Below are 14,135 nucleotides of genomic sequence, written 5' to 3' on the forward strand. Positions count from 1 at the left end.
TTTATTGAATGCGTTGAAGTAAAAGTAAATGACGTTGTTCATCTAATCTCGGGACACGAAGTTCAATGATCTTACATGAATACTCATCTTTCATCTGTTCAACTTCATCCGCTGGCACCAAGCCTTTCATTGCAGCAATAATACTCTGCTCATGCATATAAGGTTGTGCCGCATCCACAAAGTCAGTCAACGAAGCAAATGCCCGGCTGGTAATCACATCAAACTGCCCCAACTCGCCAATGCTGTCTTCATTTTCAACACGTGTTTGCACAGCAATAACATTTTTCAATTTCAAATCAGCAATAAACTGCTTCAGGAAACGAATTTTTTTCCCATTTGAATCCAATAATACACAAGAACGTTCTGGCTGACACAAAGCAATGATCATGCCCGGCATTCCGCCACCTGTCCCAACATCCAGTAAACGGCCTTGTGGTAAATCATTTAAGATACTTAAACTATCCAACAAATGTTTAACCAACATTTCTTTCGGCTCACGAATCGCCGTTAAGTTGTAGGCCTTATTCCACAGCACGAGAGCATCTTGATATTTCAATAAGAGTGTTAGGCTATCCTCACTCAGGTTTAAACCTAGAGCTTGACTACCTTGCTTTAATTCTTGAAAAAAAGGATGCATAACAGTGCAACATCTCGATAAATTTGCTGTGCAGTATACCGATTTCTGATACAAGGCACAGTAGGACTTGTTGAACGATTATGCAGTTAAACATTTACAAGCATGATAAACTGCACAATCCGCTAATTTTTTGTCTGTTCTTATGCAAATCACAGATAGACAAAGCATTTTTCTTAGGGCTATTGACATTTCAGCCGTGCATTGTGCTATCGGCTAAAATGCCATAAACAAGCCATAACCTTATGCAAATACACCTTGTTGGATTTGCTGATCCAGTTGTTGCAAACGCTCTGGTGTACCAACATCCACCCAAATTGCCTGCATCTTTTCAGCTGAAACCTGCTGCTGTTGCATCGCTTGTTTCAGTAATGGTGCTAAAGGCCGTTTACCGTTTTCCAATCCATTAAACATCTGTGGATCAAATATCGCAACACCACTATAAGTTAATGCCTCACCAAACTGTTCCTGCTCAAAAGTATAAGCTAGATTATTCGCAAGAATAAAATCACCTTTCAAATGCTGTGGTGGATTCTCCACCAGCACCAAATGTGCTTGCTTACCATCTAACTGAACACTGAGCAATGAAGAAAAGTCCATCGTGGTCCAGACATCACCATTCACCAAGATAAAAGGCTGATCACCCAGCAAAGGTAAAGCATTAATGATGCCACCTGCCGTTTCCAGCCCCTCGCCTTCATGCGACCATAAGATCGTCACACCAAATTGCGAACCATCACCAAGCGCCGCCACGAGCTTGTCAGCCAACCAAGCCGTATTAATCACGATCTCAGTCACGCCAATCGCTTTAAGTTTCTCGATATGCCAGACAATCAGTGGTTTCCCACCAACCTCAAGTAAAGGTTTAGGGGTATGTAATGTTAAAGGCCGCATGCGATTACCCAAGCCTGCAGCTAGAATCATGGCTTTCATTATGCTGCAACCTCGTAATCACCATATTTTGCAATAAATTTCGGCATGACTACATCACGGATAAACTGCATGAAATCATTCAGTTCATCATAGCCTTGGCTTTCTTCAAGCAAATACCACATCACACGTGGTAAATCTTTTAAATAGCCAGATTTACCATCACGTTCAAACAGGCGTACAAAGATACCTAAAATTTTCAAATGGCGCTGAATTGCCATCAAGTCCGCATCTCGCTTGAATTGCTCAAAACTACGGTTTTCTTTTGCTGCCGCGGGTAATAAGTTATAAAACACCTCAAACCACTCATATACACGCTCAGCATTCCACTGTACATACGCATCACGTGTAATCGAAATCAAATCATAGGTATCCGCACCAATCACGGCATCCTGAAAATCAATCACGCCAAGCTCTTGCTCATTTTCAATTTTCATCAAGTTACGACTGTGAAAATCACGATGTACAATCACTTGTGGTTGTTGAGTTGCTTCAATGGCAAGGAAATCAAATGCCTGTTCAATTGTTTCCAATTGCTGCTCTGTCGGTTGAATGTTCAGTGAAGGTAACATCCAGTCCGTTAGCAAACGCATTTCAGTCATTAACTTTTCGTATGAATAAGCTGGCAATTGCCCATGACCATCGACCTGTTGCAACGCTATTAACTGCTTAAAGCTTTGTGCGTAGTACTGATCAACCGTGTGATCTGTGAGCAGTGTCGAAAGTACAACATCACCAAAATCTTCCAGCAATAACAGACCATGTGCTAAGTCTTTCGCAATAATATGCGGAACACGCACACCATGTTTGTCAAAAAACTCATCAATACTTACAAATGGTGCACAATCTTCTTTTTCAGGAGGCGCATCCATAAGCATGTATGTTTTGTTTTGTAATCCAATTCGCGCATAACGACGAAAGCTTGCATCTCCTGCTAAAAAATTGATCTCAAATTGATCAGATTGGAGAGTGGCTTGAAGCCAAGTTTGTATCAATTGTTCACGTTGTGTATTCATTTGCAATAAAATCTAAAACTAGCTGAGATTTTGAAAGCTTAAGTGTAGCCACTTATCAACTTTTTCTCTATGATGCGACAATAATTAATTGTGAATTAGCGTACTGGTTAATGAGACAATGAAACATCAGTTTAAATTTAATCCTTTAGCAACAGCTATTTTGACACTCTTGTGTGGCGGCTCGATCCAGTCTGGTTTCGCAGCTCAAGCTGATGCTGTCTCTACGCTTGACAACAAACAGCTCAAAGCAGCAATTCGAAATCAAGGACAGCAAGATCAAGAAAGTTATCCTGGGGAAAGCTTTTTCCAGCAATATTATGTAGATAAATCTGCGCCAGAAGCACAGTTACGTGATAATCGTTATTTAAGTTCTTCCTTTTGCCAAGGGACTTGGGTCACTCCAATTAATCCCCAAACAAAAGCAGGCAACGAAAACACCACGACTTCTGTCATTACTGCTGATTATGGACATTACAACCCTACAGGTGACTCAGTCCTACAAGGCAACGTCGTAATCGATCAAGAAGGTCGTACGATTCGTGCAGATCAAGTTACTATTGATTCAACCCAAACCTATGCCAATGCCGAAGGTCGTGTTCAACTCGCCCAATCTGGCTTACTCAGCCAAAGTGATGAAATTAACTATAATTTAAAGACCCAGACAGGCGATTTAAATAACAGTTACTACATTTCTGAACAACAGCATGCACACGGACATGCAAGCCAGATTAAACGTGCCAATGAAAATTTAGTTATTTTAAAAGATGCGAGCTATACAGCTTGCCCACCAGAACAGAAACCAGCCTGGAAAATTCAAGCGAAACAAATTGAATTAAATCAGGATACGGGGCGCGGTGTCACTCGTGGTACAAAACTTTATGTGAAAAACGTACCTGTACTTGCAGTCCCTTATTTCAACTTCCCAATTGATGATCGCCGTACTACTGGCCTGCTCAGCCCACTTTTCGGCTATAGCAATGATGGCGGGGCTCAACTTGCCACACCAGTTTATCTCAATCTTGCACCTAACTACGATCTTACGCTAACACCAAGCTATATGAGCAAGCGTGGCGAAAAACTAGATGCTGAATTCCGTTATATGACGGAAAACTTTGGTTCGGGCCGTATTTGGGGCGGATATATTGCTAAAGATAAGCAATATGGTGATGAAAATCGTGATGACTTACACTTCCTTCATCACTGGAGCATTAATGATCAATGGTCAACTAATTTAGAATATAATTACGCTTCTGATAAAGACTATTTTGCGGATTTCAATCACAACCCAAATACAAGAACCGATCTCAACTTACGTCGAGCCTGGGAACTGAATTATCGCAATGGTATTCCAGGTCTAAAAGCTCAATTGAAAGTTGAAGACTTCCAGACACTCGATAAAACGATCCCTGATGCAAATAAGCCATATGCTCGATTGCCTCAATTTTTATTAAACTACGTTACAGGTGACCCACAAGGGCTACAATACGAGTTTAACAACGATACCGCTTACTTTAAAAAATCGATCAATGATGGCTCTGCGCTTGAGTCAAGTGGTACGCGTATCTATAACCAGTTTGCAGTTCGATATAATTATCTCACGCCATCTTGGTTCTATGCAGTTCCTGAAGTATCTGTTCGGAGTATTAATACCTATTACGACCAAGATACCAAAGCAAACCTTAGATCTGACAACCAAGAAAAATCTGTTGTCGTACCTCAGTTTACTTTTGCAACAGGTCTAACATTTGAAAAAGATGGAAAATACCTTCAAAGTATTTCTCCACGCGCTTTCTATGCGTATTCACCATATAAAAACCAAGACAACAATCCAAACTTTGACTCAACGACAGCCTCGGTCAATTATGATCAACTGTTCAACCCATATCGCTTTTATGGGCATGACCGCTTAGATGACAACAATTTCCTATCGCTTGGTATTACCTATAGCTTGTTAGACACTGAAGGTTTAGAACGAATTAAAGCCAGTATTGGTCAAAGCTATTATTTTAGTGACCGTCGTGTCAGCCTAAACGAAAAACTGGATGAGTTCGACACTCAGCGCCGTACCGGACCTATTGTAAGTCTTTCTAGTCAACTCAACCAAAATGTCACCATCAGCTCCAACTCCGCATGGACAGAAAATGGTGACAACGCACAACGAGATTTACAAGCGTACTATACGGGTGACAAAGGTAATCTTTACAATCTGGGTTATTTCTATAGAAAAAAAATTACAGACCGACAAGATGCCTACGATCAAGTTGTTGCATCCTTTATACAACCTGTGAAGGACAATTGGCGTATCATGGGCCATGCCCAATATGATATCGACAACAATGTTATGCGTGAATATTTACTCGGTGTAAATTACGAGTCGTGTTGTTGGGCTGTATCCGTCTATGGTCGTTCTTACTACAATGATTTAGATGATCCAAACACCCCAGGCGTTCATAAAAAGAATGCTGTTATGGCTGAATTCACTCTCAAAGGCCTAGGTGCTTTAAACAACAAACTTGCTTCTCTGCTTGAGAATAGAGTTTTAGGTTTCGACAAAATTAATCAATCTTGGACACAACGTTAATGAAGATAAAACCTTTTCAACATATCTTTAAAGCGACTGTTCTCGCTGCCCTAATTTCTTCATCAATGCACAGCTTTGCACAACCAACGGATGAGGTTGTTGCAATTGTTGATAGTAGTGTCATTCTTAAAAGTGATTTAGAACAAGGAGTTGCTGAAACAGAGCATCAGTTAAAGGCGCAAAATAAAACAATTCCGCCACAACAGTATTTACAAATGCAAGTACTGGATCAACTGATTATTCATCAAGCTCAATTAGAGCAAGTCAAACGTTATGGCATCAAACCTGACGAAAAAAGTTTAAATGCGGCTGTTTTAAAAATCGCGAATCAATCAGGTGCAAACTCACTTGAAGCATTCCAGCAAAAGCTGGATTCAATCGCACCAGGAACTTATGAAAATTTACGTAACCGTGTTGCCGAAGACCTTGCTATAGGACGTTTACGCCAACAACAGGTTATGTCTCGTATCAAAATCAGTGATCATGATGTCGAAAACTTCTTAAAATCTCCTGAAGGTCAAGCTGCCCTTGGCACACAGGTCCACGTATTACATATGCGTATCTCTGGAGAAAATGAGAAGGACGTACAGCAAGTTGCTCAACAGGTTAAACAATCGTTAACAAATAGTGATGATACAAAAGCGATCAGCTCTAAGCTATCAACAGCTTCAGTTAAGGTCGATGGTGCAGATATGGGCTTCCGCTCACTCGCAGAAATCCCAACTGAACTTTCGGCACGTATTGCACCACTCCAAATTGGACAAACCACAGAGTTAATCAATGTTCGTGATGGCGTACATGTATTAAAATTACTTGAACGTAAGCAAAACGATCAGAAGGCCTTGGTTCCGCAATATCAGACCCGCCATATTTTGATTCAACCTTCTGAAGTTGTCAGTGTAGATCGTGCGAAACAAATGATCGATAGCCTTTACAACCGCGCTAAAGCAGGTGAAGACTTCGCAACACTGGCTGCAACCTACTCAAATGATACAGGTTCGGCGCGTGATGGCGGTAGCTTAGGCTGGGTTAGCCCGGGCGTTATGGTCCCTGAATTTGAAAAAGTGATGAAAGACACCCCTGTCGGACAAATTAGCAAACCATTCCAAAGCCAATTTGGTTGGCATATCCTGCAAGTGACGGATACACGCCAACAAGATATGACCAAAGAAGTGCAAGAACGTATGGCACGTCAGATTTTAGGTGAACGCTTATTTGATACTGAGGTGGATAGCTGGATGCGAGAGCTACGTGCAAACGCCTATGTTGAAATTAAAGATGCCAATCTAGACTCCAAAGCAAAGCAAAAATAATTGATTTAAAAAAATACCAGCAAATTGCTGGTATTTTTTTAAATCACAAATGAAAAAAGCGGCTATGGCCGCTTTTTTCATTTCACAAATAACGCTTAGATTACTTGTAACGATCAACCATTTTCTCTAAAGAAATTGGGCGAATCTTACTCGCATTACCCGCTGTACCAAATGCTTCGTAACGAGCAACACAGATCTCTTTCATTGCTTCAACAGTTTCACCGAAGAATTTACGCGGATCAAACTCGCTTGGTTTCTCAGCCATCATACGACGCATTGCGCCTGTAGACGCCAAACGCAAATCGGTATCAATATTAATCTTACGCACACCATGCTTGATCGCCTCAACAAGCTGATCGACAGGTACACCATAAGTCTCTTTAATATCACCACCATATTGGTTAATCACAGCCAACCACTCTTGTGGTACAGAGCTTGAACCATGCATAACAAGATGTGTATTTGGTAACGCGGCATGAATTTCTTTAATACGGTCAATGGCCAAGATATCGCCCGTAGGTGGACGAGTAAACTTATACGCACCATGCGAGGTACCCACTGCAATTGCCAAGGCATCGACATTGGTATCTGCAACGAATTGAGTTGCTTCTTCTACAGAAGTTAACAACTGAGAATGGTCAAGCACACCTTCTGCACCAACACCATCTTCTTCGCCAGCCATACCAGTTTCAAGGCTACCTAGGCAACCAATCTCACCTTCAACCGACACACCACAAGCATGCGCCATTGCCACAACACGACGAGTTACATCTACATTGTAATCGTATGTTGTTGGTGTTTTACCATCTGCACCCAATGAGCCATCCATCATCACCGAGCTAAAGCCCAATTGAATAGAACGTTGGCAAACATCTGGACTTGTACCATGATCTTGATGCATTACCACCGGAATATGTGGCCACTCTTCAATCGCAGCTAAAATAAGATGACGTAAGAAAGGTGCACCCGCATATTTACGTGCACCCGCCGAAGCTTGCACGATCACAGGTGAGTTTGTTGCATCCGCAGCGAGCATGATTGCACGCATTTGTTCTAAGTTGTTTACGTTAAATGCTGGTACGCCGTAGTTATGTTCTGCAGCGTGATCCAAGAGCTGGCGCATTGAGATTAGAGCCATAATATCCTCCCAGGTAATGCGCCATATTCTACATGCTGATGTATTTCAATTCAGCAACTAATCACAGGAATTATAAAAAAATCTTCAGTCTTTTGTGTAATTTGAGTAGCAAACCTTATGAAATAAGCAAAAAGACCAAATCATGTGATGATTTGGTCTTTTCAAAGAAGATCTTATCGTCTTAATCAAATACCTTATAAGACTTAGCAATAACCTTCTAAACGCGTTAATGGTAATTTTTTACCAATCGCTTTTTCAATCTCAGGTAAATAGAATGCATCATCTTCAGACAGGAAACTGATACTGACACCTTGCGCTCCCGCACGACCCGTACGGCCAATACGATGTACATAATCATCTGATTGCTCAGGTAAGGTGAAATTGATCACGTGCGAAACCCCATCGACATGGATACCACGACCTGCAACATCGGTTGCAATCATAATATTATTCTTACCTTGCTTGAACTGATCGAGCATTTTCAGGCGTTTATCTTGTGCAATTTCACCAGATAACATCCCGACCTTATAACCATCACGCTTTAAATGATCATATAAACGACGAACCTGATCACGGCGATTCGCAAAAATCATCACCTTATCAATTGGCTCTTCACGAAGAATCTCTTGTAACAGCTTATATTTATCCTGCTTCGCAACCACATAAACACGTTGTTCAACATCGTTATTTGTTTTTTGTTCAGGTTCAATTTCTACCGTTACAGGCTCAAATAACCATTGACGTGCAAGATTCAAAACATCATAGCTAAATGTTGCAGAGAACATTAAGGTTTGACGCTGCTCTTTAAATGGTGAATAACGAACAATTCTTTTAACAGATGGAATGAAGCCCATATCAAGTAAACGGTCTGCTTCATCGATCACCAAGAATTCAATTTTGTCTAACCACACTTCTTTTTGTTCAACAAAATCGATCAAACGCCCTGGCGTTGCCACGATAATATCAACGAAGTTTCGATCCAACATTTTCTTTTGTTTTTCAAAATCCACACCACCCAACAGCGTTACGAGGTGCAAATTTGAAAATTTCGTTAATGCTTGTGCATCACTTTCAATCTGTAATGCTAACTCACGTGTTGGCGCTAGAATTAACGCACGTGGTTCACCACGGAAACGTTGTTCTTTCACTGGATTATTAAGTAGATCATTGATCACACTAATCAAAAAGGCCGCAGTTTTACCTGTACCTGTTTGCGCTCGACCAATGGCATCATGCCCTGCCAATGTATATTTTAAAACCTTTTGTTGAATTGGGGTCATTTGTGTAAAACCCAAAGCATCAATCGCTTTCTTCAACTGCGGATGTAAATTTAAGGTTTCAAAACCAGACGTCATATATGCTCTCGAACCATCAGTGATCAAAAGAAAGTGGCTATTATAAACAAAAACGCCCCAAATTACATTGGAGCGTTTTTATATTGCGTATAAGGCAACAAATTAGTCTAAAGGCTGAACGTTTTCAGCTTGGAAACCTTTTTGTCCTTGAACTACGCTGAATTCTACGCGTTGGCCGTCACGTAAAGAACGGTGACCTTCACCAACAATTGCACGGAAATGAACGAATACGTCATCACCGCCATTACGTTGAATAAAACCAAAGCCTTTAGTGTCGTTAAACCACTTTACTACGCCTTGTTCACGAGCTGTCATAAGTCAATCCTCAGATTTTGAAAGATAAGGACCTTCCGGTGTTGCAAACAGCAGAGCCAACAAGGTTTTAAAATATTTATAATTTTAAAGCTTGTAATCATTCTGTAAAACTATCAACAATTTCCGGTTACATCCATTTGTTATTAGGGTTTATTACAATAATATTGCATTAAACTCTTCCTAAAACGCATCGAGCTTATCACGGGTTTATGACAATTAATAGAATTATTTTTAGTTATTTCCCTAGTTTCTATCTGTTTTTTCACTAATTTAGCTATTTTTTAATGAAATTTTTCTCTCAAAAATTACGCAAAAATTTGTTAATATGATTTTGAATGAAACAATTTAAATGCATATGACTGATACCCCCAATTCTCCTGAAATAATTGATGCACTCGGACAGCCTTGCCCTATGCCATTACTCATGTTGAAACGCGCGTTAAAGAAAACTGAAGGTTCAAAACAATATTTACTGAAATCTTCTGATCCACACAGCGAAATTGATGTAACACGATATTGCAAAATCCAACAACTTCAATGCCAGACACAGAAAATTTCAGATCATGAATTTCACTATTTAATTGAATCTATGTAATTCTTTGCTAAACTCTTGGTTAAAGATAAAATTGCTTAATTTACATTTCTATACTCAAATTTCCTTAGTGATGAAGAACATTCGCATTAAGATGAAATTGTTGACTCAAATATCATCCTATAAGGAGACTCCATGACTACTGACAGCAGCAATCAATTGATGCCCCTGTCATTGTCTGCGCCAGGTGTAAACCTTGGTGCATATATCAGTACTGTCAATCAAATTCCAATCTTAACGGCCGAGCAGGAAAAAGAACTTGCTGAGCGTTATTATTATGACCAAGACCTTGATGCTGCCAAACTATTGGTAATGTCACACCTACGCTTTGTCGTACATATTGCACGTAGTTATGCAGGTTATGGATTACCACAAGGTGATCTTATTCAAGAAGGTAACCTCGGATTAATGAAAGCGGTAAAACGCTTCGATCCGAATATGGGTGTTCGCTTAGTTTCTTTTGCTGTGCACTGGATTAAAGCCGAAATACATGAATATGTGATTCGTAACTGGCGTATTGTCAAAATCGCAACGACCAAGGCACAACGTAAATTATTCTTTAACTTACGTAGCCTTAAAAAATCAAGCAAACGACTCACTTTGGAAGAAGCGAAATCAATTGCCAATGATTTGAACGTCACACCAGAGCAAGTGCTCGAAATGGAAGGTCGTTTAACCGCTTATGATGCTGCTTTTGAAGCACAAGGTGATGATGATGACGATACACCACATACTGCTCCTGCACTTTATCTAGAAGATAATCGTTACGACCCTGCGCGCCTGATTGAAGAAGAAGATTATGAAGAGCAAAGTACCTCTGCCTTACACGAGGCAATGGAACAGCTTGATGATCGCTCTCGTAATATCTTACAACGCCGCTGGTTAGATGATGATAAATCGACTTTGCATGAACTGGCTGCTGAATATAACGTTTCCGCAGAACGAATTCGCCAGCTTGAAAAAAATGCAATGGAGAAAATCAAGACTGCAATGTCTGCGAGCTAGAACCAATACAAACACAAGGGCTTTAATGCCCTTTTGTTTTATCTGGCTTTGTTTAAGCCCTCGAATATGTTAACTTTGTTCATCAAATTTCCAGTTCCATTATCATTATGTGGATAGCTATCTCGGCGCTTAACCTTGCGCTTGCAGTTATGTTGGGTGCTTTTGGTGCTCATGGACTCAAATCTTTTGCAACCCCAGAGCAGCTCGCTTGGTGGGGTACAGCAACCCAATACTTCTTTTATCACGCGATTGGTTTGCTTATCTTGGGTGTCCTGCATAAAACCACAGTAACCTTCCCAATAAAAATTCCTTTTATTTTGATCCAAATTGGTATCATCTTTTTCTGCGGTTCGTTGTACATTATGGCGCTCGGCCTGCCTCGAATCTTAGGTGCAATTACCCCAATTGGCGGTGCATTTATGATTGCGGGCTGGTTGCTACTCGCATGGCAAGCAATCAAGCATGCGAAATAAGGATTGATCATGCACATCTATTTAAATGGCGAGTCAACAGACACGTCTTGTGAAAACCTACAGCAATTGATTCAAAGCTTAGCGCTTGAAGGCAAACGCTTCGCTGTAGAAAAGAACCAACAGATTATTCCGAAAAGTAGACTTGAGCAAACCGCAATTGCTCCTGAAGATCATATTGAAATTATTCAAGCTGTTGGTGGCGGCTAATTGGCTAAAAATGGAGTAAGCCCATGCAAGATTCCCCTTTAATTATTGGTTCTCGTACTTTCCAATCTCGTTTATTGGTTGGGACAGGTAAATATAAAGACCTCAATGAAACTGATTTAGCCATTCAAGCCAGTGGTGCCGAAATTGTGACCGTGGCAATTCGTCGTGTAAATATCGGACAGCATGCTGATCAGCCGAACTTGCTTTCAGTAATTCCACCAGAGAAATACACGATTTTGCCGAATACTGCAGGCTGCTTTGATGCGGATAGCGCAATTCGTACCTGTATGCTGGCACGTGAACTGCTTGATGGTCACAATCTAGTGAAGCTAGAAGTGCTCGGTGATGAAAAAACCTTATATCCGAATGTAACCGCAACGCTTAAAGCAGCGCAAACCTTGATTGATGATGGTTTTGAGATCATGGTTTATACCTCAGATGACCCAATTGTTGCGCAAGAACTTGAGAGCATGGGTTGTGTTGCGATCATGCCATTGGGCAGTTTGATTGGCTCTGGTCTCGGCATTCTGAATCCACATACCATTTCAATTATTAAAGAAAATGCTAAAGTCCCTGTCTTGGTTGATGCTGGTGTTGGTACTGCCAGTGATGCGGCGATTGCAATGGAATTGGGTTGCGACGGCGTATTAATGAATACAGCGATTGCAGCTGCGCAAAATCCGATTTTAATGGCTTCAGCCATGAAGAAAGCGGTTGAAGCGGGTCGTGAAGCATTTTTAGCAGGTCGTATGCCACGTAAGCGCATGGCCAATGCGAGCTCACCAGAGACTGGGTATTTCTTTAAGTAAATCAACTCAGCATGTTTTGGGCGAACATAGTTTGCCCATTACACTCATACAAATTATTTTTAAATAAGCGTTATCATAAAATTATAGATGAATACAGCTACAATAAAATTAAGAAAAGAGATGGTTTATGACAGATTTTATTTTAGAATCAACATATGAAATTATTCCCGTTCAACTCGAATATGGCGCTGAAGAGTTCTTTTGGGAAACTCCTTTTGAAACGCTTACCGAGATTATAACTTGGTGGGAAAATCAGGAAGATATAGACATTTATACAAAAATGTTATAGATATTCTTAGTGGAGGTGTAATACATCGTATTAAAACAGATCTTGAACATGATTTATTTTACAAATTATGCAGCCATTCAATTAATTTAATGATTGATGACAATTACTCATCTTATTTATTTTATCAAGGAAAAAGTATCTTCATAAAGGGATAAAATATTATCCGTAATGGAGTTTTATTTTTTCAAATGATATTGATCTCTCAGGTTTCTAATAAAAGGCGTTATATTCCAACTATCCTCAAATGACTCTACGCCATTTGCCCAATAAAGAACAGTTTGTGTGTGCAAATCAAGATTATTTTCAACAAGAGATAGTGTCCGATACCAACGAGAGTCTTTCTCTAAATCATTCACTTCTTCAAAAGACTGAAAAAGCATTTCAATCAACAGAAATCGCTCATCTTCTGTAATATCGTTTAGATCATAAGCATTCAAAAAATCATCTATGTGAACTGCGTCAGCAACTTCATATTCCCAATCTTGCATATTATCGTGATAAGGTAAGTTCAACCGCTTTGCTAATGCCACCCTAGCATTAGTGTTAGGGAACTTAGGAATGTTTAAACTATTTTCCATCTAATATTCCCCTCAAATTCCCTTTCGCCCTTTGCTCAAAACTCTGTTGAAAATATTCTGTTTGATACAGCGGTTCAGTCTGATAAAAATGCGCTAGAACTTCTTTTCTTTTAATCGAATAGACATCTGGATCAACCCAAGCATTTTCCTGCTGAATCTGCTGCTCATATTCCGCAAAACGGTCTGGTGAAGCCGCTAGAATCGCCAGATCAATATCCAGTAAAAACTGTAAATCCAACTCATCTGTCGATGCATGCTTTTGCGTGGCAACAATCCACCGCTTTATCTTTTCAACAATATCGTTTGGTAAGTCTTGAGCCAGATACTGTTCAAATAGCTCAGCACTTTTAAGTTCATTGTCTTTGGCTTGTGGGTCATAAACTGCATCATGGAACCAGAGCGCCAAGACAACTGCATGTGCATCATTTAAATCAGCTCGAATCGAGTCAACTAGAACTAGACATTCATATAAATGCTGAAGCGTATGATAAGCGCGCTGCTTTTCACTATAGGCAGCAATCAATTTGTTAAAAACCTTCTGCGGCTCAGAAAAATGATAATGCTGATGCAGCTCAAACCATGATTTTTCTAATACGGTTAAATATTGCTGCATTGCCAATCCTCACTGAATCTCTTTATTCAGCCACTTTGCTAAAGATTCCGCATCTTTACGCTCAAGAAAAAGCTGATATAAGGTACAGGAACCAAACTCATGTTTCAGTTCCTGTTGGCGCATAGGATGATTACCAAATCGAAATCGTCGAGTACCATCCCGATCTAAAGGCAGTGCATATACCCCATAACTCCGAGGTTCTGTCAGGTGGCCTTTAATCAGGACTTGATCAGACGATATTGCGTGTTTTAACAAATGCTCTTTGGTTAACATCCCACCCTGCCCAA

General features: G+C 40.3%; 17 protein-coding genes. 8 read left to right on the forward strand and 9 right to left on the reverse strand.

Annotated elements, in window-relative coordinates:
* Position 1: 1 nt before the first annotated feature.
* The 3 genes from rsmG to NQU59_RS13900 all read right to left on the reverse strand — a co-directional run bounded on the left by rsmG (position 2) and on the right by NQU59_RS13900 (position 2,580).
* A complete protein-coding gene (rsmG, locus tag NQU59_RS13890; protein WP_005241898.1) occupies positions 2–637 on the reverse strand; it encodes a 16S rRNA (guanine(527)-N(7))-methyltransferase RsmG in 636 nt (211 codons plus the stop codon).
* Positions 638–877: 240 nt separating this feature from the next.
* On the reverse strand, positions 878–1,567 hold the full coding sequence (murU, locus tag NQU59_RS13895) for an N-acetylmuramate alpha-1-phosphate uridylyltransferase MurU (RefSeq protein ID WP_005241899.1): 690 nt from the start codon (positions 1,565–1,567) through the stop codon (positions 878–880).
* Positions 1,567–2,580, reverse strand: coding sequence for an aminoglycoside phosphotransferase family protein (locus NQU59_RS13900; protein ID WP_005241900.1), 1,014 nt, complete (start codon positions 2,578–2,580; stop codon positions 1,567–1,569). Before NQU59_RS13900 ends, murU begins: the two co-directional genes overlap by 1 nt.
* Before the next feature lie 118 nt (positions 2,581–2,698).
* On the opposite strand from NQU59_RS13900, the gene NQU59_RS13905 reads away from it, so the two are divergent.
* Both NQU59_RS13905 and NQU59_RS13910 read left to right on the forward strand, forming a co-directional pair.
* Entirely contained in the window at positions 2,699–5,161 is a 2,463-nt protein-coding gene (locus tag NQU59_RS13905; protein WP_043969769.1) for an LPS-assembly protein LptD, read from the forward strand.
* Positions 5,161–6,474 (forward strand): peptidylprolyl isomerase, encoded by a 1,314-nt coding sequence (locus NQU59_RS13910; RefSeq protein WP_257063837.1) that lies wholly within the window; start codon positions 5,161–5,163, stop codon positions 6,472–6,474. The genes NQU59_RS13905 and NQU59_RS13910 overlap by 1 nt, the downstream gene beginning before the upstream one ends.
* 100 nt (positions 6,475–6,574) lie before the next feature.
* Here NQU59_RS13910 and fba read toward each other — a convergent pair whose 3' ends face one another.
* The 3 genes from fba to NQU59_RS13925 form a co-directional block, all read right to left on the reverse strand.
* The gene (gene fba / locus NQU59_RS13915; RefSeq protein WP_005241903.1) at positions 6,575–7,612 is read right to left on the reverse strand and encodes a class II fructose-bisphosphate aldolase; all 1,038 of its coding nucleotides are present in this window, start codon (positions 7,610–7,612) and stop codon (positions 6,575–6,577) included.
* Positions 7,613–7,815: 203 nt separating this feature from the next.
* A complete protein-coding gene (rhlB, locus tag NQU59_RS13920) occupies positions 7,816–8,967 on the reverse strand; it encodes an ATP-dependent RNA helicase RhlB (RefSeq protein ID WP_005241904.1) in 1,152 nt (383 codons plus the stop codon).
* 102 nt (positions 8,968–9,069) lie between these two features.
* Positions 9,070–9,282 carry a cold-shock protein gene (locus NQU59_RS13925; protein WP_004911569.1) on the reverse strand — a complete coding sequence of 71 codons (213 nt, stop codon included), beginning with the start codon at positions 9,280–9,282 and terminating at the stop codon, positions 9,070–9,072.
* 355 nt (positions 9,283–9,637) lie between these two features.
* Here NQU59_RS13925 and NQU59_RS13930 point away from each other — a divergent pair, with 355 nt between their 5' ends.
* From NQU59_RS13930 to NQU59_RS13955, 6 genes are all read left to right on the forward strand, one after another.
* Positions 9,638–9,877 (forward strand): sulfurtransferase TusA family protein, encoded by a 240-nt coding sequence (locus NQU59_RS13930; RefSeq protein ID WP_026040228.1) that lies wholly within the window; start codon positions 9,638–9,640, stop codon positions 9,875–9,877.
* Positions 9,878–10,009: 132 nt separating this feature from the next.
* Complete coding sequence (rpoH, locus tag NQU59_RS13935) at positions 10,010–10,879, forward strand: RNA polymerase sigma factor RpoH (RefSeq protein WP_005241906.1); 870 nt, start codon at positions 10,010–10,012, stop codon at positions 10,877–10,879.
* A gap of 107 nt (positions 10,880–10,986) precedes the next feature.
* The gene (locus NQU59_RS13940; protein ID WP_005241907.1) at positions 10,987–11,352 is read left to right on the forward strand and encodes a DUF423 domain-containing protein; all 366 of its coding nucleotides are present in this window, start codon (positions 10,987–10,989) and stop codon (positions 11,350–11,352) included.
* Between the two features lie 9 nt (positions 11,353–11,361).
* Complete coding sequence (gene thiS / locus NQU59_RS13945; RefSeq protein ID WP_257063838.1) at positions 11,362–11,559, forward strand: sulfur carrier protein ThiS; 198 nt, start codon at positions 11,362–11,364, stop codon at positions 11,557–11,559.
* A gap of 23 nt (positions 11,560–11,582) precedes the next feature.
* A complete protein-coding gene (locus tag NQU59_RS13950; protein WP_004639328.1) occupies positions 11,583–12,368 on the forward strand; it encodes a thiazole synthase in 786 nt (261 codons plus the stop codon).
* A 127-nt stretch (positions 12,369–12,495) separates the two neighbouring features.
* The gene (locus NQU59_RS13955) at positions 12,496–12,657 is read left to right on the forward strand and encodes a hypothetical protein (protein ID WP_257063839.1); all 162 of its coding nucleotides are present in this window, start codon (positions 12,496–12,498) and stop codon (positions 12,655–12,657) included.
* Positions 12,658–12,833: 176 nt separating this feature from the next.
* Here the strand turns inward: NQU59_RS13955 and NQU59_RS13960 are convergent, their stop codons facing one another.
* The 3 genes from NQU59_RS13960 to NQU59_RS13970 are packed head-to-tail and all read right to left on the reverse strand — an operon-like array spanning position 12,834 to position 14,121.
* On the reverse strand, positions 12,834–13,235 hold the full coding sequence (locus tag NQU59_RS13960) for a hypothetical protein (protein WP_257063840.1): 402 nt from the start codon (positions 13,233–13,235) through the stop codon (positions 12,834–12,836).
* Positions 13,225–13,848: an HD domain-containing protein gene (locus NQU59_RS13965; RefSeq protein WP_257063841.1), complete on the reverse strand. Its 624-nt coding sequence runs from the start codon at positions 13,846–13,848 to the stop codon at positions 13,225–13,227. Before NQU59_RS13965 ends, NQU59_RS13960 begins: the two co-directional genes overlap by 11 nt.
* Before the next feature lie 9 nt (positions 13,849–13,857).
* Positions 13,858–14,121 carry a hypothetical protein gene (locus NQU59_RS13970; protein WP_005241911.1) on the reverse strand — a complete coding sequence of 88 codons (264 nt, stop codon included), beginning with the start codon at positions 14,119–14,121 and terminating at the stop codon, positions 13,858–13,860.
* Between the last annotated feature and the right edge of the window lie 14 nt (positions 14,122–14,135).

The organism is Acinetobacter colistiniresistens (genome assembly GCF_024582815.1).
Lineage (GTDB): Bacteria > Pseudomonadota > Gammaproteobacteria > Pseudomonadales > Moraxellaceae > Acinetobacter.

Bases quoted from the DNA above. Each gene is read 5' to 3' on its own strand.
- murU (WP_005241899.1), bottom strand. From the start codon at position 1,567: ATGAAAGCCATGATTCTAGCTGCAGGCTTGGGTAATCGCATGCGGCCT.
- NQU59_RS13930 (WP_026040228.1), top strand. From the start codon at position 9,638: ATGACTGATACCCCCAATTCTCCTGAAATAATTGATGCACTCGGACAG.
- NQU59_RS13960 (WP_257063840.1), bottom strand. From the start codon at position 13,235: ATGGAAAATAGTTTAAACATTCCTAAGTTCCCTAACACTAATGCTAGG.
- NQU59_RS13965 (WP_257063841.1), bottom strand. From the start codon at position 13,848: ATGCAGCAATATTTAACCGTATTAGAAAAATCATGGTTTGAGCTGCAT.
- NQU59_RS13900 (WP_005241900.1), bottom strand. From the start codon at position 2,580: ATGAATACACAACGTGAACAATTGATACAAACTTGGCTTCAAGCCACT.
- NQU59_RS13910 (WP_257063837.1), top strand. From the start codon at position 5,161: ATGAAGATAAAACCTTTTCAACATATCTTTAAAGCGACTGTTCTCGCT.
- NQU59_RS13970 (WP_005241911.1), bottom strand. From the start codon at position 14,121: ATGTTAACCAAAGAGCATTTGTTAAAACACGCAATATCGTCTGATCAA.
- NQU59_RS13950 (WP_004639328.1), top strand. From the start codon at position 11,583: ATGCAAGATTCCCCTTTAATTATTGGTTCTCGTACTTTCCAATCTCGT.
- NQU59_RS13925 (WP_004911569.1), bottom strand. From the start codon at position 9,282: ATGACAGCTCGTGAACAAGGCGTAGTAAAGTGGTTTAACGACACTAAA.
- rhlB (WP_005241904.1), bottom strand. From the start codon at position 8,967: ATGACGTCTGGTTTTGAAACCTTAAATTTACATCCGCAGTTGAAGAAA.
- rpoH (WP_005241906.1), top strand. From the start codon at position 10,010: ATGACTACTGACAGCAGCAATCAATTGATGCCCCTGTCATTGTCTGCG.
- NQU59_RS13905 (WP_043969769.1), top strand. From the start codon at position 2,699: ATGAAACATCAGTTTAAATTTAATCCTTTAGCAACAGCTATTTTGACA.
- NQU59_RS13940 (WP_005241907.1), top strand. From the start codon at position 10,987: ATGTGGATAGCTATCTCGGCGCTTAACCTTGCGCTTGCAGTTATGTTG.
- thiS (WP_257063838.1), top strand. From the start codon at position 11,362: ATGCACATCTATTTAAATGGCGAGTCAACAGACACGTCTTGTGAAAAC.
- fba (WP_005241903.1), bottom strand. From the start codon at position 7,612: ATGGCTCTAATCTCAATGCGCCAGCTCTTGGATCACGCTGCAGAACAT.
- rsmG (WP_005241898.1), bottom strand. From the start codon at position 637: ATGCATCCTTTTTTTCAAGAATTAAAGCAAGGTAGTCAAGCTCTAGGT.
- NQU59_RS13955 (WP_257063839.1), top strand. From the start codon at position 12,496: ATGACAGATTTTATTTTAGAATCAACATATGAAATTATTCCCGTTCAA.